The organism is Gordonia sihwensis (assembly GCF_029632925.1).
Lineage (GTDB): Bacteria > Actinomycetota > Actinomycetes > Mycobacteriales > Mycobacteriaceae > Gordonia > Gordonia sihwensis.
This window is the reverse complement of sequence record NZ_CP121248.1, coordinates 3883610-3907692: the sequence shown is the minus strand read 5'-3', so window position 1 is coordinate 3907692 and position 24083 is coordinate 3883610. Positions and strand designations below refer to the sequence as shown.

Sequence of the window (24083 nt, the reverse complement as noted above, 5' to 3'; positions counted from 1 at the left end):
CATGGCACTGACCAAGGACGAACAAGAGATGGTGTCGTTGGTCCGCGACTTCATCGACCAGCGGGTGGCCTCGCGTGTTCGGGAGTTCGAAGCCGACGACATCTATCCCGAGGAATTCATCGAAGAGATGAAGGAACTCGGCTTCTTCGGTCTGCTCGCGCCCGCCGAGTACGGCGGCGTCGACGTCAGCATGGCGTGTTTCGCCCGGGTGTGCGAGGAACTGGCGCGCGGGTGGATGAGCCTCGCCGGCGCGATCGGCGGACACTCGGTGATCACGTATCTGATCAAGACCTTCGGCACCCAGGAGCAGAAGGACAAGTACCTGGCGGCGATGGCCGAGGGCAAGATCCGCGCGACGATGGCTCTCACCGAGCCCGGCGGCGGCAGCGATCTGCAGGCCATGCGCACCTACGCGGCGCCCGGCGAGGACGGCTTCACCATCAATGGATCCAAGACCTGGATCTCCAATGCGGCGCACTCCGGACTGTTCGGCCTGCTGTGCATCACCGACCGTGACGCCAGCCCGGCCCACAAGGGCATGAGCGTCATCCTCGTGGAGCCGGGCGACGGCTTCACCGTCTCCAAGAAGCTCCCGAAGCTCGGCTACCGCGGCGTCGAGGCCTGCGAGCTGGTCTTCGACGGCATGAAGGTGCCCGCCGACGCCGTCCTCGGCGGAGAGCCGAACAAGGGCTGGGGCCACATGATGCGCGGCCTCGAGGTCGGGCGCATCCAGGTGGCCTCCCGTGCGCTCGGCGTCGGTCAGGCGTCGCTCGAGGCGGCCACCAAGTATGCGCAGGAGCGCGAGTCGTTCGGCAAGCCGATCTGGAAGCACCAGAGCGTCGGCAACATGATCGCCGACATGGCGACCAAGCAGCAGGCCGCCCGCCTGCTCACCGTCGACGCCGCTGAGAAGCTCGACCGCGGCGAGCGCGCCGACCTCGAGGCCGGAATGGCCAAGCTGTTCGCGTCGGAGACGGCGATGCAGCTGGCCCTCGACTCGATCCGCGTCCACGGCGGCTACGGCTACTCCAAGGAGTACGACGTGGAGCGCTACTTCCGTGACGCACCGCTGATGATCGTCGGTGAGGGCACCAACGAGATCCAGCGCAACGTCATCGCCGCGCAGCACATCGCGCGCAACAAGATCTGATCGAGAAGGAACTGGACTTCACCATGACTCAGCAGACCCTTCGCCGCGCGGCCATCGTGAGTCCGCTGCGCACCCCCCGTCGGCACGTTCGGCGGTTCCCTCAAGGATGTGCCGGTCGAGGATCTCGGCGCCGGCATCATCAACGCGGTCGTCGAGCGTTCGAGTATCGACCCGGAGCGCCTCGACGACGTGGTGTTCGCGCAGTCGTACGCCAACTCCGAGGTGCCGTGCGTCGGCCGATGGCTGGCGCTGAACGCCGGCCTGCCGATCGCCCTGCCCGGAATGCAGCTGGACCGTCGATGCGGCGGCGGACTGCAGGCCATCGTCACCGCGGCGATGATGGTGCAGACCGGTGCCGCCGATGCCGTGCTCACCGGCGGCATCGAGTCGATGAGCCGGATCGAGTACTACTCCACCAGCAATCGCTGGGGTTCGCGCGCGGGCAACTCGGTGCTCTACGACCGCCTCGACCGCGGCCGCGAGCGCAGCCAGCCCGAGCATCGCTTCGGCAAGATCTCCGGAATGATCGAGACGGCCGAGAACCTCGCGAAGGACTACGGCGTCTCCCGCGAGGCCGCCGACGCCTACGCGGCCCGCAGTCATCAGCGTGCGCACGCGGCGTGGGAGGCCGGGAAGTTCGACGACGAGGTGGTCCCGGTGACCGTCCCGCAGCGCAAGGGCGATCCGATCGTCTTCGCCCGCGACGAGGGCATCCGTCCCGGTTCCACCGTCGAGACGCTGAGCAAGCTGCGCACCGTGAGCCCGGGCGGCACCGTCACCGCGGGCAACGCCAGCCAGCAGAACGACGCGGCGGCGGCCTGCATCATCGTGGCCGAGGACAAGCTCGACGAGCTGGGTCTGGAACCGCTCGGCTTCCTCACCGGCTGGGCCGCCGCGGGCTGCGATCCGGCGCGCATGGGCATCGGTCCGGTACCCGCGGTCCAGCGGCTCGCCGCCCGGACGGGCGTGTCCGTGCACGAACTGCTCGACGCGCTCCATGTGGTGGAGCTCAACGAGGCGTTCGCGGTCCAGGTCCTGGCGGTCCTGGAGGGCTGGGACTGGCGGGACGAGGAGCGCGTCAACGTCAACGGCTCGGGCATCTCGCTGGGGCACCCGATCGGTGCGACGGGCGTCCGGATGGTCACGACGATGCTGCACGAGTTGCATCGCCGCGGCGGAGGCAAGGGCCTCGCGACCATGTGCATCGGCGGCGGCCAGGGCATGGCGGCCACGTTCGAAGCGGTCTGACAGAGCGGTTCCCGGGATTTCGGTCCCGGGTTCCGTTCCTTATTGTATATAGTATTAGCAAGCTGTCATTGGGGATCGTCATGCAACACCCGCCCCTCGAAGGCATCCGAATCCTGGAGATCGGCGGATACAAGACTTCAGCCTCTTCGACGTCCGAGCCGCCCACGGACTCAAGATGGTCGGCTTCACGGCGGCGGCGGGATCGGAGACAGCACGTCGGCCCGAGCCGCTGAGCGGATTCGCCGATCAGCCGGTGACGACCACCAGGAACTCGGCGATGCACGAGGGTTTGGCGGCGCCCTCCGCGGTGATCACGTACTTGGCGGTCACCGTCGCACCGGCCGGTCCCTCGGCGATGTCGGTGAACGTCACCGTGGCGGTCAGCGAGCTGCCGACCGGGACCGGTGCCGGAAACCGGACCTTGTTGAGGCCGTAGTTGAGTCGGGCCGAACCGAACTCGATCGAATACAGATCCCGCCCGAAGAGCGGGATCAGCGAGAGCGTCAGGAATCCGTGAGCGATGGTCGTGCCGTACGGGCCGTCGGCGGCGCGCTCGGTGTCGACGTGGATCCACTGGTGATCGCCGGTCGCATCGGCGAAGGCGTCGATGCGCTCCTGTTCCACGACGAGCGGCGCGCTCGGGCCGATCTCCTCGCCGAGGGCGTCGCGGAGCTGATCGAGCGACGAGAACACGCGGATCATGACTGGGCTCCCTGGTCGGTGGTGGTGGTGCCGGTGGCGAAGACGAGGTCGATCGCGGTGTGGACGTCACCACCGGCGCCGACGAGTTCCACGCGGGCGTCGGTGCCCGTGCCCGAGTACACCAGCGCGGCGTCGTCTCCGCAGAACAGCGGCTTGGAGTTGCGATGCGAGACGGTGTCGACCACGGTGCCGTCGGCCAGCAGGCGATGAGTCTCCACCAGCGACAGCGTCATCAACGGTCCGTGCACCACCAATCCCGGATAGCCCTCCACGCGGGTGGCGTACGGCCAGTCGTAGTGGATGCGATGGGCGTTCGCGGTGGCGGCGGAGAACCGCATCAGGAGCGTCGGGTCGGTCAGGAATTCCCACCGGCGGGTCTCCGACGGCACGATCGGGCTGCCGACCGGGACGAAGGCCGAGGCCGGAGCGGGGTCGGCCGCCGGCTGCGCGGAGGCGGGTGCCGCTTCCCGGTAGATGAGGTTCTGCTTCTCGCGCACCGCGGCGGTGCCGTCCGGCGCGTACAGCGTGGTGGCGACCACCACGATCACCAGCCGGCCGCTGCGACCGGTCTTGTCGGTCACCGACTCGACGGTCGACTCGCGGGTGATGGTGTCGCCGACCCGGATGGTTCCGGGGAACGAGACCGTGCCTCCGGCGAACATGCGCCGGGGCAGACCGACCGGCGGCAGGAACGAACCGAGCCGCGGGTGTCCGTCGAGACCGAGGCTGCTCGAGACGGACCACTCCGGGAGCGCGACCCAGTGCCACAGCGGGGGCAGCGGATCGCCGATCTGCGGTACGGGCAGACCGTCGTCGAACAGATGCGCCAGGGCACGGACCCGGCCGGCGTCGACCACTTCCTCGGTGGTGACGGTGTGAGCGGTCCAGCCCTCGAAGACGGGAGTGTCGGCGGTGCCGGTCATGGTCACATGAACCGCCCGCCGGTGACCTCCATGACCGTTCCGGTCATGTACGAGGACAGGTCGGAGGCGAGGAACAGCGCCACCTTGGCGATCTCGTCGACCTCTCCGGCGCGGCCCATCGGGATCTCGACCATCTTCTGATCCCAGACCTTCTGCGGCATGGCCTCGGTCATCGCCGTGCGGATCAGGCCCGGCTGAATGGCGTTGACGCGGATCCCCAGGTGGGCGAGTTCCTTGGCGGCGGCCTTCGACAGACCGACGATGCCGGCCTTGGCGGCCGAATAGTTGGTCTGGCCGGCCAGACCGATCTTGCCCGACAGCGAGGACATGTTCACGATCGCTCCGCTGCCCTGCTCGCGCATGATGGTGGCGGCCAGGCGGGTGCCGTTCCAGGTGCCCTTGAGATGCACGTTGATGACCTGGTCGAACATCTCCTCGGTCATCTTGCGCATGGTCGCATCGCGGGTGATGCCCGCGTTGTTGACCATGACGTCGAGGGAGCCGAAGGTGTCGACGGCCGTGCGCACGAGCGTCTGGACGTCGTCGGAGGAGGTGACGTCGCCCGCGACGCCCACGGCGACCTCGGGACCGCCGAGCGACTCGGCGGCCTTGGCGACCTGCTCGGGGTTGATGTCACCGAGCACCACGCGGGCGCCTTCGGCGATGAAGCGCTGAGCGATCGAGTAGCCGATGCCCTGCGCGGCACCGGTGATGACGGCGGTCTTGCCTTCGAGAAGTGGTCCGGACATTTTGCGGTGCTCCTGTGGGTTGAGGTTTGTCGAGTTTCGAGTTCGAGGTCGGGCGCTACGCGCGGTCGAGGATGCTGCGCGCGCGATCGACGACGGGTTTGTCGACCATCTGGCCGTCGACCACGGCCACGCCGTCGGTTCCCAGCGCTTCGATGATCCGCCGCGCCCACGCGATGTCGTCTGCGCTGGGGGCGAACGCCGACGAAGTGGGGTCGAGCTGCTTCGGATGAATGACGAGCTTGCCCGCGAAGCCGAGACGTCGCGCGTATGCGACGTCGGCGCGGACCCGGTCGGGATCGTCCACCGATCCGGTGACGCCGTCGACGGGGCCGGTGAGACCGGCGGCCGCCGAGGCCAGGACCAGCGCGCCACGGGAGGCCGCGAGGGCTTCGGTGTCGGTCGGGTCGACGCCGAGTTGCGCGGCGAGGTCGAAGGTGCCGATCGCGAGACGGACCACGCCGGGAGCCGACGCGATCGACGCGGCCGCCAAGACTCCGCGCGCTGTCTCGATCAGGGCGATCACCGCGCTGCCGGTGGTGTCGGCGAGCCGCGCGGCCGCCGCGGGATCCTCGGCCTTGGGGAGCATGATCGCGGCGCCGCTGCCCGCGAGGGCGGACACGTCCGCGTCGAAGTGCTCGGTGTCGGCGGCATTGATCCGTACCGCGCACGTGTGACCTGCGGCGATCCACGCGGCGGCCTCGGCGCGCGCCTTCTCCTTGTTGGCCGCGGGCACGGCGTCTTCGAGGTCGACGACCACGAGATCGGCACCCGCGGCGGCGGCCTTCTCGAACCGCTCCGGGCGGTCGCCGGGGACGAACAGGAGGGTGTGAGCGCCGCGGGCGAGGTCGCCGGCGGCGTGGTGCGCAGCTGTCGTCATTGCTTCGTCGCATCCTTCTTGGCCTGGCGGACCAGCCCGCCGCCGATGATGAGGCGCTGGATCTCGCTGGTGCCCTCGTACAGGCGCAGCAGTCGGACGTCACGGTAGATCCGCTCCACCGGCATCTCCCGCATGTAGCCGCTGCCGCCGTGGACCTGGACGGCCTTGTCGGCCACCTGGCCGACCATCTCGGTGCAGAACACCTTGGCGACCGACGGCGAGATGCGGCGGTCCTCGCCGCTGACGTACTTCGCGGCGGCGTCGCGCACCAGCGCACGACCGGCGGAGACGCCGACCTGCATATCGGCGATGTGGGCCTGCACCAGCTGGAAGTCGCCGATCGGGGTGCCGCCCTGGGTGGTCACGGCGACGTGGCGCAGGGACTCGTCCAGCGCGCGCTGCGCCGAGCCGACGGCGAGGGCGGCGATGTGCACGCGCCCGCGGGCGAGGGAGGTCATCGCGGCCTTGTAGCCGACGTCGACGTTGCCGCCGACGAGTGCCGACGCAGGGACGCGGACACCGTCGAAGTGGACGTCGGCGGTCCAGGCGCCCTCCTGGCCCATCTTGCGGTCGTGCTCGGCGACCGAGACGCCTGCCGTCTCGGCGGGCACCAGGAACACGGCGATGCCGGGACCGTTCTCGTCGGCGGGACGGACCCGCGCGAAGGTGACGAACAGATTCGCCAGCGGTGCGTTGGTGATGAAGCACTTGGCGCCGTCGATGACCCAGTCGCCGTTCTCCTGCTCGACGGCCTTGGCGCGCAGACCCGCGGGGTTCGACCCGGCGCCGGGCTCGGTGAGTGCGAACGAGGCGACCACCTCGCCCGAGGCGATGCGCTCGAGCCACGCGGCCTTCTGCTCGTCGGTGCCGAAGTTCACCAGTACCTGTCCGGCGATGCCGTTGTTGGTGCCGAACATCGACCGGAGCGAGAGTGCGGTGTACCCGAACTCCTGCGCCAGTTCGACGTCCTGCGTCAGGTCGAGGCCGAGGCCGCCCCACTCCTGAGGAATCGCGTAGCCGAACAGTCCGATCTCCTTGGCGGTCGCGACCAGATCAGCGGGAATCGCGTCGTTGTCGGCGATCTCCCGTTCCCGCGGTACCACCCTGGTCCGGATGAACTCGTGAACAGCGTCCTTGATCTGGGCGAAGTCCTCGGGACTGACCTGTGACATGAAATCTCCTCGCGCTCGTTCGTGGCGACTGCCACCTACGCATAATATATTATTGATGATCTGAGTGGTAGGGCCGACGCGGCGCAGTCGCCGCTCGATGGTCCCGCGTCAACGCATAATGCATAATCCATAATCATGGCTCCGAGCGCAGTTCCCGGACCCCTCACCTATAGCTGGAAGGTCGTCGGCCCATGCAGACGTATGACGATTTCGAATCCCTGACCATCGACCGCCCGTCGGAGGGCGTGCTCCGCATCGTGCTCGACGGGCCGGACATGCACGCGGTCGGCCCGCAGCGGCACAGCGACCTCGCCGACATCTGGACGCGTATCGCCCGCGACGAGTCGGTCAAGGCCGTGCTGATCCGCGGCGAGGGCGACCGGGTCTTCTCCGCCGGCGGCAGCTTCGACCTCGTCGAGGACATGGTCGGCGACTGGCACGACCGCACCCGCGTGCTCCGCGAAGCCCGCGACCTCGTCCGCAATCTCATCGACCTGCCGCAACCGTTGGTCTCGGCGATCAACGGTCCCGCGGTCGGCGCCGGCCTCGTGACCGCCATGCTGTCGGACATCTCGGTGGCGGGCCGTCGAGCCAAGATCATCGACGGTCACGTCCGCCTCGGGGTCGCTGCGGGCGACCACGCGGCGATCACCTGGCCGCTATTCGCGGGCATGCCGAAGGCCAAGTACCACCTGCTCCTCAACGAGGTGATGACGGGCGAGGAGGCCGAGCGACTCGGCATGGTCTCGCTGTGCGTCGACGACGACCAGGTGCAGGACAAGGCGATGGAGATCGCCGAGCGGCTGGCCGGCGGCTCGGCATCGTCGATCCAGTTCAGCAAGCACGCGCTGAACAACTGGTATCGACAGAACTGGGCGATCTTCGACGCTTCGCTCGGCTACGAGTTCTACGGATTCGGCGGACCCGACGTGCAGGAGGGCGTGGCATCGCACCGCGCCAAGCGCGATCCCGACTTCAACGCCCCCGGTCCGCTGTTCACCGGCAAGGTGGAGCGTCGATGACCGCGACTCGCTCGGAGGGGCCGCTCGCCGGGATCACCGTGGTGACGATGGAGCAGGCCATCTCCGCGCCGCTCGCCACCCGTCACCTGGCCGACCTGGGCGCGCGCGTCATCAAGGTCGAGAACCCCGGCTACGGCGACAGCACCCGGCACTACGACAGCGTCGTCAAGGGCACCTCGGCGCACTTCACCTGGCTGAACTACGGCAAGGAGTCGGCGGCGCTCAACCTCAAGGATCCCGCCGACGTGGAGATCCTCGTCGCCATGCTGGGCCGGGCGGACGTGCTCGTCAGCAACATGGCGCCGGGGGCCCTCGACCGGCTCGGCCTGGGCATCGACAGTCTCGCGGAGCGGTTTCCGCGGCTCATCATCGCCGACGTCTCCGGTTACGGCAAGGGCGGTCCCGCCGATCACAAACGCGCCTACGATCTGCTGATCCAGGCGGAGACCGGATCGTGCGCCATCACCGGCACCGAAGGCGCCCCGGCCAAGCCCGGCATCCCGATCGCCGACATCGGCACCGCGGTGTACGTCTACTCGACGGTCCTGGCGGCGCTCTACGATCGCGACCGCACCGGCGCCGGGGCGGTCATCGAGGTCTCGATGCTGGACGTGGTCTCGGAGTTCATGGGATTCGCGCTCAATCAGGTGATCCACACCGGCGTCGAACCGATCCCGGTCGGCATGGGATCGCCGATGATCGCGCCCTACGGCGCGTACCCCACCTCCGACGGTCAGACCGCGGTGCTCGGCACCACGAGTGATCGCGAATGGCAGCGGCTGTGCGAGATGATCGATCGGCCGGATCTGGCGGCGAACGAGACCTACGCGCACAACGACGACCGCGTGGTGCACCGGGCCGAGCTCGACGAGGCCGTGGCCGCGTGGACGCGGGAGCACACGCTGGACGAGATCGCCGCCGCGGGCGATGCCGCAGGCATCGGCAACGCGCGGTTCAACACCGTCGGCGATCTGGCGAAGCATCCCCAATTGTCCGAACGCGGACGCTGGCGCACCATCGGGACGCCGGGCGGCGAGGTTCCGGCGCTGCTGCCGCCGGCCGCCGCCCGCTCCTGGCCGCGACTGTCCGGGTCGGTGCCCGCGCTCGGCGAGCACACCGACGCCGTCCGCGGCGAGTTCAGCCAGGCCGCCGCGTCCGCGACCACTTCTGGGGAGGAAGCATGAGCACCGCTCTCGCACGTCCGCTCGACGGTATTCGAGTCGTCGAATTCGCGAGCTTCGTCGCCGGCCCCAGCGCCGGCATGGCACTGGCGCAGCTCGGCGCCGAGGTGATCCGCGTCGATCCGATCGGCGGAAACGCGGACTTCAAGCGCTGGCCGCTGTCGGTGCGGTCGGACGAGAGCCTGTACTGGAACTCGCTCAACCGCGGCAAGAAATCGGTCTCACTGAACCTGCGCGCCGATGCGGGCCGGGACCTGCTCCTGGCGCTCGCCACGGCCCCCGGTCCGGACGCGGGCATCGTCGTCGACAACGCCGTCGGACGCAGCTGGTTCTCGTACGAGGCGCTCGCCGCGCGTCGCGCCGACGTGATCGCGGTGCGGGTGGAGGGCCGGGCCGACGGCTCGGCCGCGGTCGATTACACGGTCAACGGCGGTTCGGGCGTGGCCTCACTGACCGGTCCGGCCGACACCGATCGGCCGGTCAACCACATCCTTCCCGCGTGGGATCTGCTGTGCGGGCAGGAAGTGGTGACCGCGGTACTCGCCTCGCTGCGCCGTCGTGACCGCACCGGTCAGGGCGCGCACGTGCAGATCGCACTCTCGGATGTCGCGATGGCGGCGGTCGCCAACCTCGGCTGGTTCTCCGAAGCGGCCGAGCGCGGCCCGCGCGCCTGCCACGGCAATCACCTGTACGGCAGTTTCGGCACCGACTTCGCCTCGTCCGAAGGCGACCGGGTGATGATCGTCGCGCTCACCCCGCGCCAGTGGAGCGCCATCGGGGCGGCGACCGGCACCACCGAAGTGCTGGCCGCCCTGGAGAAGTCGCTCGGCGCCGACTTCAACACCGACGAGGGCCGCTACGCCCATCGTGAGCTGATCGAAGCCGTCCTGCGGCCGTGGTTCGCGGCGCACACCACCGAGCAGGTGCACGCCGGCCTCTCGGCCGCCGGCGTCCTGTGGGGCCCGTACAAGACCACCGCCGACGTCGCCGCCGAATTCGCCGAGGACCCCTCGGCCGAGCCGGTCCTCACGGCGATCGACCAGCCGGGGATCGGTGAGGTCATCTCGGCGAACGCCCCGGCCCGCTGGGACTCCGAGTACTCGGGCACCGCGCCGGCGACCGACCTCGGACACGACACCGACGCGGTCCTCTCCGAGGTCCTCGGTCTCGACGCGCCCGCACTCGCCCGTCTGAGGGAGGACGGCGTCATCGCGTAGCCCTGGCCCGAGATCAGTGTGCGATCAGCGGTCTTCGTGAACGACCATCACCGGGCATCCCGCCACCTGCAGGACCGCCTGACTCGTCGAGCCGAGGAGGAGACCGCGGAAGCCTCCGTGACCGCGGCTGCCGATCACCACCAGCTGAGCATCCGCTGCAATCCGGTTGATCTCATCGGCGGGGGTGCCGGCGGTGATCACGGTGGTGGTCTCGACGCCGGGGAAATCGTCGGCGTAGGCGGCCAGATGCTCTGCCAGCGTCTCGTCGGCTTCCGTACGGGCGCGCTCCAAGACGCTGGGGTCGTCGTAGAACTCCTCGCCGGTCAGTCCGCCGTAGGCATGCACTGCGGTCAGCGAGGTGCCCAGCGACGCGGCTTGATCGAAACCGTGCGCGATGACCGCCTCCGACAGTGGGGAGTCGTCGACGCCGACCACGACGGGCCCGGTGCCGGGGCGGTCGTCCACCGCGTCGTCCCTGCCGGGCACGACGACCACCGGGCAGTTCGCGTGCGCGGTGATGTCGGTGCTCACCGAGCCCATCAGCAGCCCTTGGACTCCGCCGAGGCCGCGGCGTCCGACGACCAGCAGGTGCGCCCGCGTCGAAGCATCGCGCAGGACCAGCGCGGCCCTGCCCTCGACGATGTGCCGATGAGCGGTGACGTCAGGCGCGACCTCCGCCGCGAGGTCGGTCGCGGTCTGCGTCGCGGTCTCGGCGAATGCCCGGGCGGCACGGATGGCGGCGTCTTCCGCGGAGAGGCCGGCGAAGCTGAACTGTGGGCTGAACGGGTGGACGGCACTGACGATGTGCAGGTCGCGGTGCAGGCGAGCGGCGGCCAGTGCGGCCCAACGTGCGGCGTTCAGGGCCTCGACGGAACCGTCGACGGCGACTACGACGGGGGCATCGGCTGACGACATCTCGACATCCTCTCCTCTATTCTCCACCTCCGCCGGGGGCTGCGGCGGTGCTCGGACGACTCAGCAGCTTGACGTCGTCTCGCTTCGACTCTACTGACGGCCGATTGGCTGGGGCGGTGCCGTCGCAGCGAACGTCGGGTCAGGAATCAGCTGGCGCGTGGAGACAGATCGTCCTGGTGTTCTACGCGGTGACCGCGCAGGCGCCGGCCGGCGACACGATGAAGGTCTTCCGAGGTCTGTCGAACTCGAGGTGAGCCGACCGGCCGGGCTTCGAGTGTCCGAGAAGTGTCCAATTTCTTGGACAATCCGGTGCGGTCGGTCTCTTGAAGAATGGTGCCGTATGCGCGGACGCACGACCAGCGGCGTTCCGGCGAAGATCTCATCCGATTGGGAGGATTACCAATGCTGAGATTCGACGGCAAAGTCGCACTGATCACGGGTGCCGGTCGCGGCCTCGGACGGTCGCACGCAGAACTGCTCGCCGAGCGGGGAGCCGCTGTGGTGATCAACGACCTCGATTCGGCTGCGGCGCAGGAGGCCGTCTCCGCGATCACCGCGGCGGGCGGACGCGCGGCAGTGGCGACGGGCGACATCACCAAGGACGCGGAGGCGGTCGTGAACGCGGCGGTCGACGCCTTCGGGCGGCTCGACATCGTGGTGAACAACGCGGGCGTGGACAGCCCGTCCCCGTTCGGCCCCACGGCGGTCGACTCGATCAGGCGGCACATGGAGATCAACTTCCTCGGAACCGTCGCCGTCACCGCGGCGGCATGGCCGCACCTGGTGGCGAACAGCGGTCGGGTGGTCAACACCTGCTCGCCGACGCTGTCGGGCTGGGAGGGCGAGAGCGCCTACGTGGCGTCGAAGGGGGCCGTGTACGTCTTCACCCGGACGGTGTCGATCGCGGCGCTCAAGTCCGGAGTCCGCGTCAACGCGATCGCCCCGACCGCGTACACCCGGATGGCGTCCGAGGCGGATCTGCCGGATGCGCTGAAAGAGAACCTCAAAGCCAACTACACGACAGCGATGGTGTCGCCGGTAGTCGCCTACCTCGCGCACGAGGAGTGCAGCATCAGCGGAGAGACGATCCTTGCGCAGGGCGGACTGATCCAGCGCTTCTCGCTCGCGATGAACGACGGCTACACGAACACGGAGATCACTCCGGAGGACGTGAAGGATCATCTCGAGGAGATCCTCGACGACAGCTCGGCGAAGCCGCTCGGTGTGGTGGGGTCCGAGAGCGAGACCTCGCTGCTCGATCTGTTCGAGTGAGCTGTCCCCGTCACGACGTCGGCGGGGCAGTAGCGTCAGGCGGCGGTGAGGCGGGCCAGGTAGCCATCGATGCGGGAGTCCTCCGGTCCGGGCGGGGCGTGTGGACCCTGATCGGGGAGCAGCTCCGCGTGGTGAATGTGGTTGACCCGCCACGCTTTCCGCCCGTGGCCAGTCGTGATCGGACGCCAGGCGACGCGTCCGGCGTGCGGGCCGTCGTTCAGGATCATGGTCTCCCAGTCGCCGAGCATCTTGCCGACCGACCGATTATGCCGTCCGCACGCGGCGCCGAGGTGATCGATGTTCGTCGGGCCGCCGTCGGCGGAATCCGGGAAATGATGGGCTTCTGTTCGCGCGAACGGCGCCGTGCAGCCGGGTGCGGTGCAGCCGCGGTCGCGGGCGAACAGCATCAGACGTTGAGCCTTCGAGGCGAGGCGCCGTCCCCGACCCAGGTAGAGCGGCTGACCCTGGCGTGGGAGAACACCGCCAGATGCGGCGTCGCGCCGGATGCCGCCTCGACCAGCTCGGCCACCGGCAACCTTGTTCCGGTCGCGGTGAGTGCGATTCCGGCGTGTTCGCGGAGTTCTTTGTCGGTGACGGTGATGACCAGCTGCGACGACAGCCGCCCACCGCCGGTGGTGCCTGCGGCGGTGAACGCCCGCTCAGCATCCAGCAGGGCGACGAGCGCGTCGTGGCCGCGTTGCCCGGCGGTGCGATCATCGCGCTCGGCGGCCGCGGCGAGCGCTGCTGGGTCGGCTGCCTCGCGTGCGCCGCATGGGGAGTCGGGGTCGGCGGGGTTGTTCATGCCGGGCGCGGCCCAAGACTCGAGCGTTACCTCCAACTTGGCCCGCAGAGCCGGGGTCAGGGAGGCGGTGACTTTGCTCATCAGCTGCCGGTCCTGCGGCATGAGCGCGAACTTCCGCCGGCGTTTGCGGTCCCGCTCGTCAGTGAGTGACCCGTCCGGGTCGAGATGGGCCAGGAGTCGGTGTCCGGCGGTGCGGACTCCTTCCGGGGTCAGCTCCCGGGCCACCGAAGCCAACTGGACTTCGGCGAGTTTGCGGGTCTGAGTGTCGACGGCGGCGGGGATCTTGTCCATGATCGCGTCGATCTCCAGCACATGCGCGGTACCGATGGCTCCGGCATTGACCGCCTCGGCCGTGGCCGGACACGCCGGCGTGAGAGTTTGGCCTTGCATGCCGGTGAATCGGCCGATCGCCGCGACAGAGGTCCGCCGACGACGGGCTTCACCGTCGCCGAGGTGAAGCCCCGACGACAGGTATTGATGCAGTGACAGGAAGCCGTCTTTGCGGTAGGCGCCGCGGTCGGAGACTTCCACCAGCAGGGCCGCGTCTACCCCGTCCAGCCGGCGATGCACGTGCTCGAGGGTCGGCGGTCTCCAGCAACTCGCGTTCGGTCACGGCGGCGAAGCGAGCGGCGGCGAGCCGGGTCGTAGCGGCTTCGATGACCGCGGCTAGCGCGGCCGGGTCCTCCGGCAACACCAGCGACGACTGTGCATCCATCCTGCTCACCGCCTCCCCGTGGTGCTCGACGACTGTGTGATCGTCGGTATGGGTGAACACTATCCCGGCCCTACGACAAAACGGCCTGACCTGCGTATGCACGGACCACTGCATCGCGTGGCCCTCGCCACAGCACCATCTGATAACGTGTGTTTGCACACTCGCGTGAGTGTGGAGACCTGCGAAGTGCTGCCATCCGACTACGCTCCTGGTTCATGACTGACTACCCCGAGACGGCCGCCATGGCCGTCGTCGCGCGCGGAATCGCCCAGAAGGGCCCGTGGGGACAGGTGTACGGTCCCCTCGACCTCGACATCCCGATGGGCGGGCTCACCGTATTGCGCGCCGAGCCGGGTCCCGGACGCACGGCGCTGCAGATGACGATCGCCGGCCGGATGAAAGCCAAGACCGGGCGGCTCGACGTGCTCGGCCGCACGTCCGCGCGAGCGATCTTCAAGGTCGCCTCGCTCGCGGGGGTCGCCGCCCTCGACGACGTGTACGCCTCGGTCCGAGTGGTCGACCTGCTGACCGAGAAGATGCGGTGGGACGCGCCGTGGTACCGGCTGATCCGGAGATCGACCGAACAGGATCTGGAGCGGATCTGCCGTCCGGTGTTCGGCGACCTGCCGTTGCCGGATCTCACCGCATACGTCGAGGAGCTCTCCGAACTCGACGGCCTGCTGCTGCGCGTCGCCCTGGCCAACACCCGGCGGCTCCCGTTGCTGGTGGTCGGCAACATCGACCAGGTGTCCAGCGACGACGATCAGCGCATCCTGATCTCCCGTCTGGCCGAGCTGGGAACCGGACAGACGGTCGTCACGACCACGGTGAACCGCATCGATCCCGCACTCGGGTACCGGGCGTTGATCGACGTTCCGTCGATGCTGCCGAGAGAGACTTTCCACGCGCCCGCAGGCGCCGACTCCGAGGGGGAGATCTGATGCTGGCGGGAATGTCGCTGGGCACCGAGCTGAAGCGCTACTCGAAGGGGGCGATGCCGCGCATCGCCATCGTCACGATCATCCTCATGCCGCTGCTCTACGGTGCGATGTACCTGTGGGTGTTCTGGAATCCGTTCGACGAGGTCTCGAAGGTCCCGGTGGCACTGGTGAACGAGGACCAGGGCGTGAAATCGGGCGCGTTCGAGATCAACGCGGGCGATCAGGTCGCAGACCAGCTGCTGACCTCCGGACAGCTCGACCTGCACGAAGTGAACGCCGATGAGGCGGCCACGGGCCTGGCCCACGGAGACTACTACTTCACCATCACCATCCCGCACGATTTCACGTCGGCGATCACGTCGGCGACCACACCGAATCCGCACAAGGCGAAGATCGAGTTCACCTTCAACGACGCCAACAACTACCTAGCGGGCATCATCGGGCAGAACGCCGCGGCGCAGGTGACCCAGGCGATCAACGACAAGGTCGGCCAGCAGGCGGTGGACCAGGTGCTGGTCGGACTCACCACGGCGGGCAAGGGCATCGAGAAGGCGGCGGACGGATCGGCGCAACTCGCCGACGGACTGCACACGGCGAACTCCGGCGCACACGAACTGGCCTCGGGATCACGCGAACTCGCGACCAACATGGTCACCGCCCGGGACGGCTCCGCCGAACTCGCCGCGGGGACGGCACAACTCGCGAACGGGATCGACGCGGCCACCACACCACTGCTCGGATTGCTCAACAGCGTGCAGTCGTCGGGGGTGAAGCCCTCTGCGTACGCGAACGACGCCGCGAAACTGTCGTCGGACCTCTCCGGCGTGCTCGACCTGATCAGCGCTGCCGGTGCCGGACAATCGCAGGCGGAGAAAGCCGTCTCACAGGTCGCCACCGCTCTCCGCAACAGTTCCGACCCCAACATGCGCGCCCTCGCGAACGGGCTCGCGCCGGTTCAGGACTTCCTCCGAACCCAGGGTGTGACGCCGTCGACCACCGCGACCGTGAATCGGTTGGCGAAACAGTCCGACGCCCTGTCGGCCCAGCTCGGGGACGCGAACTCACCGTTGCGCAGCACCTTGGCGATGCTCGAGAACGGCGGTCTGGCGAGCAAGGTGGGCGAACTGCGTGACGGTGCCGGACAGCTGAAAACCGGTGCGGCGCAACTGCACAGCGGACTCATCCAGCTCACCGACGGCAGTGAACGCCTGGCGACCGGGGCCGGTCGACTGGCCGACGGCACCACCGAACTGTCCTCGGGTGCCGACGAACTGTCGAGCGGGCTCGCCGACGGGGTGAAGCAGATCCCGAACTTCGGCGGCACCGAGCAGCGGCTCAAGACCGCGTCGAATCTGTCGCAGCCGGTCGCGCTGAGCACGTTCACCGAGAATCGCGCGCCCACCTTCGGCACCGGCTTCGCGCCCTTCTTCCTGTCGTTGGCGATGTTCATCGGCGCCATCATCATCTGGATGATGCTGAAGCCGCTGCAGTCGCGGCCGGTGATCGGCGGCCTCGGCGGTCTGCGATCGGTCCTCGCGTCGTACTGGCCGGCAGTGCTGATCGCCGTCGCGCAGGTCGTGGTCATGTTCGTGGTCGCGCACTTCGCGGTCGGACTCGACGCCTTCCATCCGCTGGGCATGGTCGGTTTCATGCTTTTGGTGTCGGTCACCTTCCTGGCGATGATCCAGATGTTCAACGCGGTCCTGGGAGCGGCCGTCGGCCGGGTGGTGTCGCTGGCGTTCCTGATGGTCCAGATCGTCGCGTCGGGCGGCATCTATCCGGTTGAGACCACAGCGACACCGGCTCAATGGTTCCACCCCTACGACCCCATGGGCTACGCCGTCACCGGTCTCCGCCAGGTCGTCAGCGGCGGCATGGATCACCGGCTGTGGGTGTCCGTGGCGGTCCTGGCCGGGGTGACGGTGGTGTCGCTCGCGATCAGTTCCTGGGCGGCCAGACGCAACCGGCAGTACACCATGACGCAGTTGTATCCGCCGATCGAAGTCTGAGTGGGCCTCCGGCTTCCGGGGACGCGCGGAGTCCTCGCGCGTGCTAGACGAAGATGACGAAGCCCGCGGCGATCGCGACCATGGCGACCGTGAGTGCCCACACCGCGGCGGGACCGGGCATCTGTCCGCCGTTGTCGAGGACGTGGTTGACCCGCTGCCACCGCCACGCACCGGTCAGGGCTGCCAGTGCGCCGAGGACGACGAGCGAGACGCCCAGGGCGGTCTTGGAACCGGTGACCCCGAAGTCGTCCACGATGTGCAGGACCGCGACGCCGGCCGCGATGAGTCCGAGCGCGGTACGGAGCCATGCGAGCATGGTCCGTTCCGCGGCGAGGGTGAAGCGTGCGTCGGTGGCGCCCGGGGGCGGCGGCGAGGGGGTTCGATCCTGCTCAGTCATAGCGGTGCCGGTTCATCATTCCGTGACGTCGTGGTCGTGATGTCACTGTCTTGACGTCTGCTGTGCGAGTTCGATCAGCTTCGCCGTCGTCCGAAGATTACGTCCGGTGCCGGTGACACCGAGCCCTTTGGCGATGCGCGCGGGCGTCAGCTTGGAATTGCCCACGCCGGCGGGCGCGGGATAGTCGATGTGAAGATCCCTGCCGATCACTCGCATGCGTTCGCCGTTCCCGAAGTCGCGGGCGCAGAACTCGGCGGCGGCGTCCGGATCGGGTACTCCGGTGAGGAAGTAGATGAGTCCGTGCGGCGGGTCGCCGAACGGATAGTCGGCCAGTGCTCGGGACATCTCGTCGGGGGTGCGGCCGATGGCTTCCCGGAAGTACCCGAATTCGTCGGAGATCGCCTGCTCCAGGGCGCGGTCAAACCCCTCGGGATCTCCCGGCGGTGTGCACAGGAGATTGCCGGAGGCGATGTACGTGCTGACGTCGTCGGCACCGAGTGCGGTGGCGATCTCGCGCAGGCGCGCCATCGGCAGCTTGGCGCCGCCGACGTTCACGGCGCGGATCAGAACGATGCGGCCAGCGGCCATTCGGATCTCCTCACCCGGTAGCGTTGGACGTCATGAGCGACGCCGGAACCACTTCGAAGATAGTGGAGATCTCGACTGATGGTGCGTGCCTCGGAAACCCGGGCCCCGGGGGCTGGGGAGCGATCCTGCGCTACGGCGACATCGAGAAGGAGATCTCCGGCGGCGAGGCCGACACCACCAACAATCGGATGGAGCTGACCGCGGCGATCGAGGCGCTCCGTGCGCTGAAGCGACCGTCGACCGTGATCCTTTACACCGACTCCAGCTACGTCCGGAACGGGATCACGAAGTGGGTCGCGGGCTGGCAGCGCAATGGCTGGAAGACGGCGAGCAAACAACCGGTCAAGAACGCCGACCTGTGGCAGGAGCTCATCGCCGCCGAGGACGTGCACACCGTCGAGTGGCGCTGGGTGAAGGGCCACGCCGGCGACAAGTACAACGAGATCGCCGACACCCTGGCCACGAGTGCGGCCCGAAGGCTGCGGGACGGCTAGGACAGGACCCCGCACCTCACCGCACCACACGAGGGAACGAAGAACGACGAGAGCGCTCACACGGGAGCGTCCACATCCTCGATCGGCGCCGAGAACTGGGCGTTGTACAGCCGGAAGTACGCGCCACGACGCTCCAGCAGCGACTCGTGGTCGCCCTGTTCGACGATCTGCCCGTTCTCCATCACCACGATAAGGTCCGCGTTGCGGATGGTCGAGAGCCGATGCGCTATCACGAAGCTCGTGCGGTCCTTGCGGAGATTCGCCATCGCCTTGCCGATGAGCAGTTCTGTGCGGGTGTCGACCGAACTGGTGGCCTCGTCGAGAATGAGGATCGTCGGCTTGGCGAGGAAGGCGCGCGCGATGGTGATCAGCTGACGCTCACCCGCGCTCACTCCGCCGCCCTCGTCGTCGATCACGGTGTCGTACCCGTCCGGCAGGGTGCGGACGAAGTGATCGACGTGGCTGATCCAGGCCGCCTCCATGACGTCCTCACGGCTGGCGGCGGGATCGCCGTAGGCGATGTTGTCGTAGATCGTGCCGCCGAACAGCCACGAGTCCTGCAGCACCATGCCGGTGCGCTCCCGCAGTTCATCGCGGGTCATCTCGGACGAGTCCACACCGTCGACGAAGATGGTTCCGCCGTCTATCTCGTAGAACCGCATGATGAGGTTCACCAGGGTCGTCTTGCCGGCACCGGTCGGTCCGACGATCGCGATCATGTCGCCCGGCTTGGCCTCGAGTGAGAGGTTCTCGATCAGCGGCTGGTCCGCGCGGTAGCGGAACGAGACGTCGTCGAAGACGATGTGTCCCTCGTCCACCGCGGGAGTCTTGGGCGCTGTCGGATCCGGCTGCTCCTCGTCCTCGTCGAGAACGTCGAAGATGCGTTCGGCGGAGGCGACGCCGCTCTGCATGAGGTTGAACATCGAGCCGATCTGGGTGAGCGGCTGGGTGAACTGGCGCGAGTACTGGATGAACGCCTGCACCTCGCCCAGGCTGAGCTGTCCGGAAGCGATGCGCAGACCGCCGACCACCGCCACCGCCACGTAGTTCAGGTTCCCGAGGAACATGATCGTCGGCATGACGATGCCGGAGATGAACTGAGCGCGCCACGACGAGGCGAAGAGCTTCTCGTTCCGGTCGTCGAAGACGCGTTCGACCTCGGCTCGCCTGCCGAAGGCGGTGACCAGTTCGTGGCCGGTGAAGGCCTCTTCGATCTGCGCGTTGAGGGCGCCGGTACTGGTCCATTGACCCACGAAGTGCGGCTTGGACCGCTTGGCGATCAGTGCGGTGGCGATCGCCGCGACCGGAACGGTCGCGATCGCGATCAGCGACAGCAGCGGCGAGATCGTCAGCATCATGATCAGAATCGCGACCACCATCAGCAGGGAGTTGAGCAGCTGGCTGATGGTCTGCTGCAACGACTGCGACAGGTTGTCGAGGTCGTTGGTGACGCGGCTGAGCAGATCGCCGCGCGCCGAGGCATCGTAGAACGACAGCGGAAGTCGGTGGATCTTGCTCTCCACCTCGGCTCGCAGCTTCGTCACGGTTCCGACGACGACCTTGTTCAGCAGATAGGCACCGAGCCAGCCGAGCACCGCCGAGGCCGCGTACAGGGCCAGCACGGTCGCCAGAATCCGGCCGACGGCGGTGAAATCGACTCCGTGGCCGGGGATCACGTCCATCGACGAGACCATGTCGGCGAAGGTGTTCTGGCCCTTGGCGCGCAGGCCTTCGACAGCCTGCTCCTTCGAGATGCCCGACGGCAGCCGCGCCCCCACCACACCGGCGAAGAGTTCGTCGGTGGCGTCGCCGAGCACCCGCGGGGCGTACGCGGTCAATGCGACGGATCCCACGATGGAGCCCAGGACCACGAGCATCTTTCCTCGATGATCACCGAGACGACGAACGAGGCGCTTCAGCGACGGTTTGAACGACTTGGCCTTCTCCAGCGTGGGAGCGGCTCCGGGAGGTCCGCCGCGGGTCATGCGCCTGCTCCGATCGACAGCTGAGACTCCGCGATCTCAGCGTAGGTGGGACACGACTGCAGCAACTCGGTGTGGGTGCCCAGACCGACGATCGTTCCGCGGTCGAGGACCACGATCTGGTCGGCGGCGGTGATCGTCGAGATGCGCTGTGCGACGACGACCAGCGCCGCATCGCGGGTGGCGGGCACCAGGGCCTCGCGCAGACGCGAGTCGGTGGTGAGATCGAGCGCCGAGAACGAGTCGTCGAACAGGTAGATCGACGGCTTCCGGATGAGTGCTCGCGCGATCGCCAGCCGCTGACGCTGACCGCCGGAGACCGTGGTACCGCCCTGTGCGACCGGAGTGTCGAGACCGTCGGGCATGGCGCGGACGAAATCGGCGGCCTGCGCGATCGTCAGGGCCTCCCACATCTCGTCCTCGGTGGCATCCGGTTTGCCGTTCCGGAGGTTGCTCGCGATGGTGCCGGAGAAGAGGTAGGGGCGCTGGGGGACGAGACCGAAGTGCCTGCGCAGTGCGTCGGGGTCGGCGTCGCGCAGGTCGGTGCCGCCGATCGTGATGGATCCGCCGGTCACGTCCAGCATCCGCGGCAGGAGGTTGATCAAGGTGGTCTTGCCCGATCCCGTCGATCCGACGACGGCGGTGGTGGTGCCGGGCGCGGTCTGGAAGCTGATCCCGCTGAGCACGGGCTCGTCGGCGCCCGGGTAACGGAATTCGACGTCGTCGAGGCGCAGGACGGCCGGATCGCCGACGATCGGTTGCGGGGCGGCCGGCGCGGTCACGGTGGTCTCGGTGTCGAGGACCTCGCAGATGCGGTCGGCGCAGACGCCCGCCCGAGGCGCCATCATCGCGAGGAACGAGGCCATCATCACCGACATCATGATCTGCATGACGTAGCTGATCATGGCGGTGAGCGCGCCGATCTCCACCGATCCGTCGTTGACCGCGTGCGCGCCGAACCAGAGCACCGCGACCAGCGTCAGGTTGGTGATGAGCATGACGGACGGGAACATCAGCGCCATCATGCGGCCGACGCGGAGGGACGCCTCGGCGAGGTCGTCGTTCGCGCTGCCGAAGCGTTCGGTCTCGTGCTGTTCACGGACGAAGGCACGCACCACGCGAATGCCGGTGACCTGCTCGCGCATGATGCGGTTGACGTTGTCGATGCGCGTCTGCATCGCGCGGAACCCGGGGATCATGCGCGAGATGATGAGGCCCATCGTGATCCCGAGAACCGGGACGGCCACCACCAGCACCCATGAGATGGGCGCTGCCACCCGTACGCCCATCACGATGCCGCCGATGCCCATGATCGGAGCCGTCACCAGGATCGACATCGCCATGACCGCCAGCAGCTGTACCTGCTGCACATCGTTGGTGGTGCGGGTGATGAGCGAGGGGGCACCGAACCTGCCGACTTCTCGGGTGGAGAATCCGTTCACCCGGTGGAGCAGATCGTGCCGGATGTCGCGGCCGCCGCCGAGCGCGGCCCGCGAGCCGAAGTACATCGCGGCCACCGAACCCGCGATCTGCGCGAGCGACACCAGCAGCATCCAGCCTCCGGTGGAGAGGATGTAGCCGGTGTCGCCGTTGGCGACGCCGATGTCGATGATGTCGGCGTTCAGGGTGGGCAGATACAGCATCGCGGCGGTCGCCACCAGCTGGAGGCAGACCACCGCGACGACCGCGCCACGATAACGGAGGACATACGTCCGCAGTAGGCGAATGAGCACGGGTCCACATTACGTGCGGTGTGTGACACGCGCGATCGGGATTCGCGCGCCGCCCGTGCGGCGCTACGTGAGCGCGACCGCAGCCTCCGGGGTGTATGTCAGGTACGTGAAGGACTCGAAGAAATAGAGGTTCACCGTGTCGGCGTCGTGCGAGTCGTAGCCGATCGACACGTCCTGACCGATCGACAGTTCGAAGTCGCCACCCCGGGTGCTCAGCAGGAAGCCGCTGGAGATGGCCGGCGCCCAGACGATCTCGCCGTCGACCAGGATCCGGCGCAAGTGGTCGCGCACCGGGTTGCCGTGATCGGAGGTCTCGTTCACCTGCGTGTAGTGCTCCGCCGAGAGCGCGAGCGAGTACGGTCCGTCGACCGACTCCAGACGCAGCTTGCTGATCGCCTGGCTGATGGCCTCCGGGTAATCGCGGACGTCGTCGGGCAGCGCGATCGAGTTCACGCCGGACTCGTGGGCGATGCCGTTGATCTTGGCGGCCGCGTAACCCTCGAAGATCGCGCGGTCCTCGGCCAGAGCCAGTTCGCGCGCGGCGCGAACCACGGGGTCCCAATCGGAATCGGAGGCGCCGCGGTCGACGTTGTCGATCGCCTCCCGGGTGACGGTGAACGGCACCTTGAACTCCACCAGCGGCTGAGTGTGGCGCAGGAAGGCGGTGATCCCGTCGGCCGGCGAGTCGATCTTGGTGCGGTGCCCGCGGGTGACGGAGTCGACGTCCAGTCCCAGCGGACCCTTCACGTCGACGAGACGACGACCGGCGATGTTCCGCTTGAACGAACGGGACGCCTCCTCCTCGATCTCGGCCCACGCAGCGGCGGAGATGGGAGCGAGTTCGCGGTGCAGATTGTTCATCGTGTTTCCTAACTCGGTGTGGTCGTGCGGTGGTCGGAGGGAACTGGGACTGTGGGAACTGTGACTGGGAACGCTGACCGGCCCGAGCGGCCGGTGATCGCCGGCTATCGGAGGGAGCCGATTCCGAGCGAGCCGTCCGACCGGGCGTCGGGCTGTTCCGGGGCGGTCTCGGGGACCGGGCCGGGGGCGGGCGGCTGTTCCTCGAGGAAGTCGCGGGTGGGCACGAAGAACTGCGCTCCGCTGACCGCGGTGGTGAAGTCGAGCAGACGATCGTAGTTGCCCTCGGGCTCGCCGATGAACATCCGGCGGAGCATCTCCTCGCTCACATCAGGCGCGCTCGAGTACGCGATGTAGAACGTGCCCTTCTCTCCGCTTCCGGAGATGTCGCCGTACGGCATGTTGTCGCGCACCACGTCGATCTCGTTGCCCTCGTCGTCGGTCACGACGTTGAGCGCGATGTGCGAATTGGCCGGCTTCACATCGTCGTCCATCTCGATGTTCTCGAGTTTGGTGCGGCCGATCGCGTTCTCCTGCTCGGGCACCGGGAGACCGTTCCACGACTCGAAATCGGTGACGTACCGCTGCGTGACGACGTAGCTGCCGCCGGCGAAATCCGGATCCTCGTCGCCGACGGTGATGGCGTCGATCGCCTCCTGCCCGACCGGGTTCTCGGTGCCGTCGACGAAACCGATGAGGTCGCGCATGTCGAAGTAGCGGAAGCCGTGAACCTCCTCGACGGTGGTCACGGCGTCGCCGAGGCGTTCGGTCCAGCGCTGGCCCACTTCGAAGCACAGGTCCATGCGGTCGGCCTTCACGTGCAGCAATAGGTCGCCCGGGGTGGCGGGCGCCGAGTGCACGGAACCGGCCAGCGCGGTGAACGGCCGCAGCGACTTCGGGCGCGGGCCGGCGAACAGCCGATCCCATGCCTGCGATCCGATTCCGACGATCGCCGTCAGCGCCGACTCGGGGGCGCGGGAGCCGACCGCCGTCGACAGTCCGGGCAACTCGGCCAGCGCGTCGCGCACCGCGGCCTCGCCGCCGTCGTTGACGGTGAACACGAGAAAGGCGGCGGCGCCGGTCTTACGGGTGAGGATCGTCTGAGGCGTGGGCACGGAACCAGCCTAACGCGGCGA

The 24083-nt window shown here is 68.1% G+C and carries 20 protein-coding genes and 2 pseudogenes; 9 read left to right on the top strand and 13 right to left on the bottom strand.

The window, feature by feature from the left end:
- The first annotated feature begins 1 nt into the window (after window position 1).
- Together P5P27_RS18595 and P5P27_RS18590 are read left to right on the top strand one after the other, a co-directional pair.
- On the top strand, window positions 2–1150 hold the full coding sequence (locus P5P27_RS18595; protein ID WP_278125488.1) for an acyl-CoA dehydrogenase family protein: 1149 nt from the start codon (window positions 2–4) through the stop codon (window positions 1148–1150).
- A gap of 23 nt (window positions 1151–1173) precedes the next feature.
- Window positions 1174–2398: pseudogene (locus P5P27_RS18590) on the top strand (acetyl-CoA C-acetyltransferase).
- A 246-nt stretch (window positions 2399–2644) separates the two neighbouring features.
- Here P5P27_RS18590 and P5P27_RS18585 read toward each other — a convergent pair.
- The 5 genes from P5P27_RS18585 to P5P27_RS18565 are packed head-to-tail and all read right to left on the bottom strand — an operon-like array spanning window position 2645 to window position 6821.
- Complete coding sequence (locus tag P5P27_RS18585) at window positions 2645–3100, bottom strand: MaoC family dehydratase (RefSeq protein ID WP_278125487.1); 456 nt, start codon at window positions 3098–3100, stop codon at window positions 2645–2647.
- Complete coding sequence (locus tag P5P27_RS18580; protein ID WP_278125485.1) at window positions 3097–4023, bottom strand: HTD2 family dehydratase; 927 nt, start codon at window positions 4021–4023, stop codon at window positions 3097–3099. Before P5P27_RS18580 ends, P5P27_RS18585 begins: the two co-directional genes overlap by 4 nt.
- 2 nt (window positions 4024–4025) lie before the next feature.
- Window positions 4026–4772, bottom strand: coding sequence for a 3-oxoacyl-ACP reductase FabG (gene fabG, locus P5P27_RS18575; protein ID WP_278125483.1), 747 nt, complete (start codon window positions 4770–4772; stop codon window positions 4026–4028).
- A gap of 55 nt (window positions 4773–4827) precedes the next feature.
- Window positions 4828–5649 (bottom strand): HpcH/HpaI aldolase/citrate lyase family protein, encoded by an 822-nt coding sequence (locus tag P5P27_RS18570; RefSeq protein WP_222110818.1) that lies wholly within the window; start codon window positions 5647–5649, stop codon window positions 4828–4830.
- On the bottom strand, window positions 5646–6821 hold the full coding sequence (locus P5P27_RS18565) for an acyl-CoA dehydrogenase family protein (protein ID WP_278125481.1): 1176 nt from the start codon (window positions 6819–6821) through the stop codon (window positions 5646–5648). Before P5P27_RS18565 ends, P5P27_RS18570 begins: the two co-directional genes overlap by 4 nt.
- 191 nt (window positions 6822–7012) lie before the next feature.
- Here P5P27_RS18565 and P5P27_RS18560 point away from each other — a divergent pair, with 191 nt between their 5' ends.
- The 3 genes from P5P27_RS18560 to P5P27_RS18550 are packed head-to-tail and all read left to right on the top strand — an operon-like array spanning window position 7013 to window position 10241.
- Window positions 7013–7843 (top strand): enoyl-CoA hydratase/isomerase family protein, encoded by an 831-nt coding sequence (locus tag P5P27_RS18560; protein ID WP_006896911.1) that lies wholly within the window; start codon window positions 7013–7015, stop codon window positions 7841–7843.
- Window positions 7840–9027, top strand: a complete 1188-nt coding sequence (locus P5P27_RS18555; protein ID WP_006896910.1) for a CaiB/BaiF CoA transferase family protein — start codon at window positions 7840–7842, stop codon at window positions 9025–9027. The genes P5P27_RS18560 and P5P27_RS18555 overlap by 4 nt, the downstream gene beginning before the upstream one ends.
- Window positions 9024–10241, top strand: coding sequence for a CoA transferase (locus P5P27_RS18550; protein WP_278125478.1), 1218 nt, complete (start codon window positions 9024–9026; stop codon window positions 10239–10241). The genes P5P27_RS18555 and P5P27_RS18550 overlap by 4 nt, the downstream gene beginning before the upstream one ends.
- A 24-nt stretch (window positions 10242–10265) precedes the next feature.
- On the opposite strand, the gene P5P27_RS18545 is transcribed toward P5P27_RS18550, so the two are convergent.
- Window positions 10266–11156 carry a universal stress protein gene (locus P5P27_RS18545; RefSeq protein WP_006896908.1) on the bottom strand — a complete coding sequence of 297 codons (891 nt, stop codon included), beginning with the start codon at window positions 11154–11156 and terminating at the stop codon, window positions 10266–10268.
- A 402-nt stretch (window positions 11157–11558) separates the two neighbouring features.
- On the opposite strand from P5P27_RS18545, the gene P5P27_RS18540 reads away from it, so the two are divergent.
- Window positions 11559–12428: an SDR family NAD(P)-dependent oxidoreductase gene (locus P5P27_RS18540; protein ID WP_045538555.1), complete on the top strand. Its 870-nt coding sequence runs from the start codon at window positions 11559–11561 to the stop codon at window positions 12426–12428.
- 35 nt (window positions 12429–12463) lie between these two features.
- Here P5P27_RS18540 and P5P27_RS18535 read toward each other — a convergent pair.
- Window positions 12464–13945 (bottom strand): annotated as a pseudogene (locus tag P5P27_RS18535) (HNH endonuclease signature motif containing protein).
- Window positions 13946–14160: 215 nt separating this feature from the next.
- Here P5P27_RS18535 and P5P27_RS18530 point away from each other — a divergent pair.
- On the top strand, window positions 14161–14886 hold the full coding sequence (locus P5P27_RS18530; RefSeq protein WP_006896904.1) for a hypothetical protein: 726 nt from the start codon (window positions 14161–14163) through the stop codon (window positions 14884–14886).
- A complete protein-coding gene (locus tag P5P27_RS18525; protein WP_006896903.1) occupies window positions 14886–16895 on the top strand; it encodes a YhgE/Pip domain-containing protein in 2010 nt (669 codons plus the stop codon). Before P5P27_RS18530 ends, P5P27_RS18525 begins: the two co-directional genes overlap by 1 nt.
- 43 nt (window positions 16896–16938) lie before the next feature.
- On the opposite strand, the gene P5P27_RS18520 is transcribed toward P5P27_RS18525, so the two are convergent.
- Together P5P27_RS18520 and P5P27_RS18515 are read right to left on the bottom strand one after the other, a co-directional pair.
- Complete coding sequence (locus tag P5P27_RS18520) at window positions 16939–17292, bottom strand: YidH family protein (protein ID WP_278125473.1); 354 nt, start codon at window positions 17290–17292, stop codon at window positions 16939–16941.
- Between the two features lie 42 nt (window positions 17293–17334).
- The gene (locus tag P5P27_RS18515; RefSeq protein ID WP_062367221.1) at window positions 17335–17880 is read right to left on the bottom strand and encodes a DUF1697 domain-containing protein; all 546 of its coding nucleotides are present in this window, start codon (window positions 17878–17880) and stop codon (window positions 17335–17337) included.
- A 32-nt stretch (window positions 17881–17912) separates the two neighbouring features.
- On the opposite strand from P5P27_RS18515, the gene rnhA reads away from it, so the two are divergent.
- Window positions 17913–18374, top strand: coding sequence for a ribonuclease HI (rnhA, locus tag P5P27_RS18510; RefSeq protein WP_062367223.1), 462 nt, complete (start codon window positions 17913–17915; stop codon window positions 18372–18374).
- Between the two features lie 56 nt (window positions 18375–18430).
- Here rnhA and P5P27_RS18505 read toward each other — a convergent pair whose 3' ends face one another.
- The 4 genes from P5P27_RS18505 to P5P27_RS18490 all read right to left on the bottom strand — a co-directional run bounded on the left by P5P27_RS18505 (window position 18431) and on the right by P5P27_RS18490 (window position 24062).
- Window positions 18431–20359, bottom strand: a complete 1929-nt coding sequence (locus tag P5P27_RS18505) for an ABC transporter ATP-binding protein (RefSeq protein ID WP_278125470.1) — start codon at window positions 20357–20359, stop codon at window positions 18431–18433.
- A complete protein-coding gene (locus P5P27_RS18500) occupies window positions 20356–22089 on the bottom strand; it encodes an ABC transporter ATP-binding protein (protein ID WP_006896897.1) in 1734 nt (577 codons plus the stop codon). The genes P5P27_RS18505 and P5P27_RS18500 overlap by 4 nt, the downstream gene beginning before the upstream one ends.
- 63 nt (window positions 22090–22152) lie before the next feature.
- Window positions 22153–22950, bottom strand: a complete 798-nt coding sequence (locus tag P5P27_RS18495) for a family 1 encapsulin nanocompartment shell protein (RefSeq protein ID WP_006896896.1) — start codon at window positions 22948–22950, stop codon at window positions 22153–22155.
- 104 nt (window positions 22951–23054) lie between these two features.
- The gene (locus P5P27_RS18490; RefSeq protein WP_006896895.1) at window positions 23055–24062 is read right to left on the bottom strand and encodes a Dyp-type peroxidase; all 1008 of its coding nucleotides are present in this window, start codon (window positions 24060–24062) and stop codon (window positions 23055–23057) included.
- Window positions 24063–24083 lie beyond the last annotated feature (21 nt).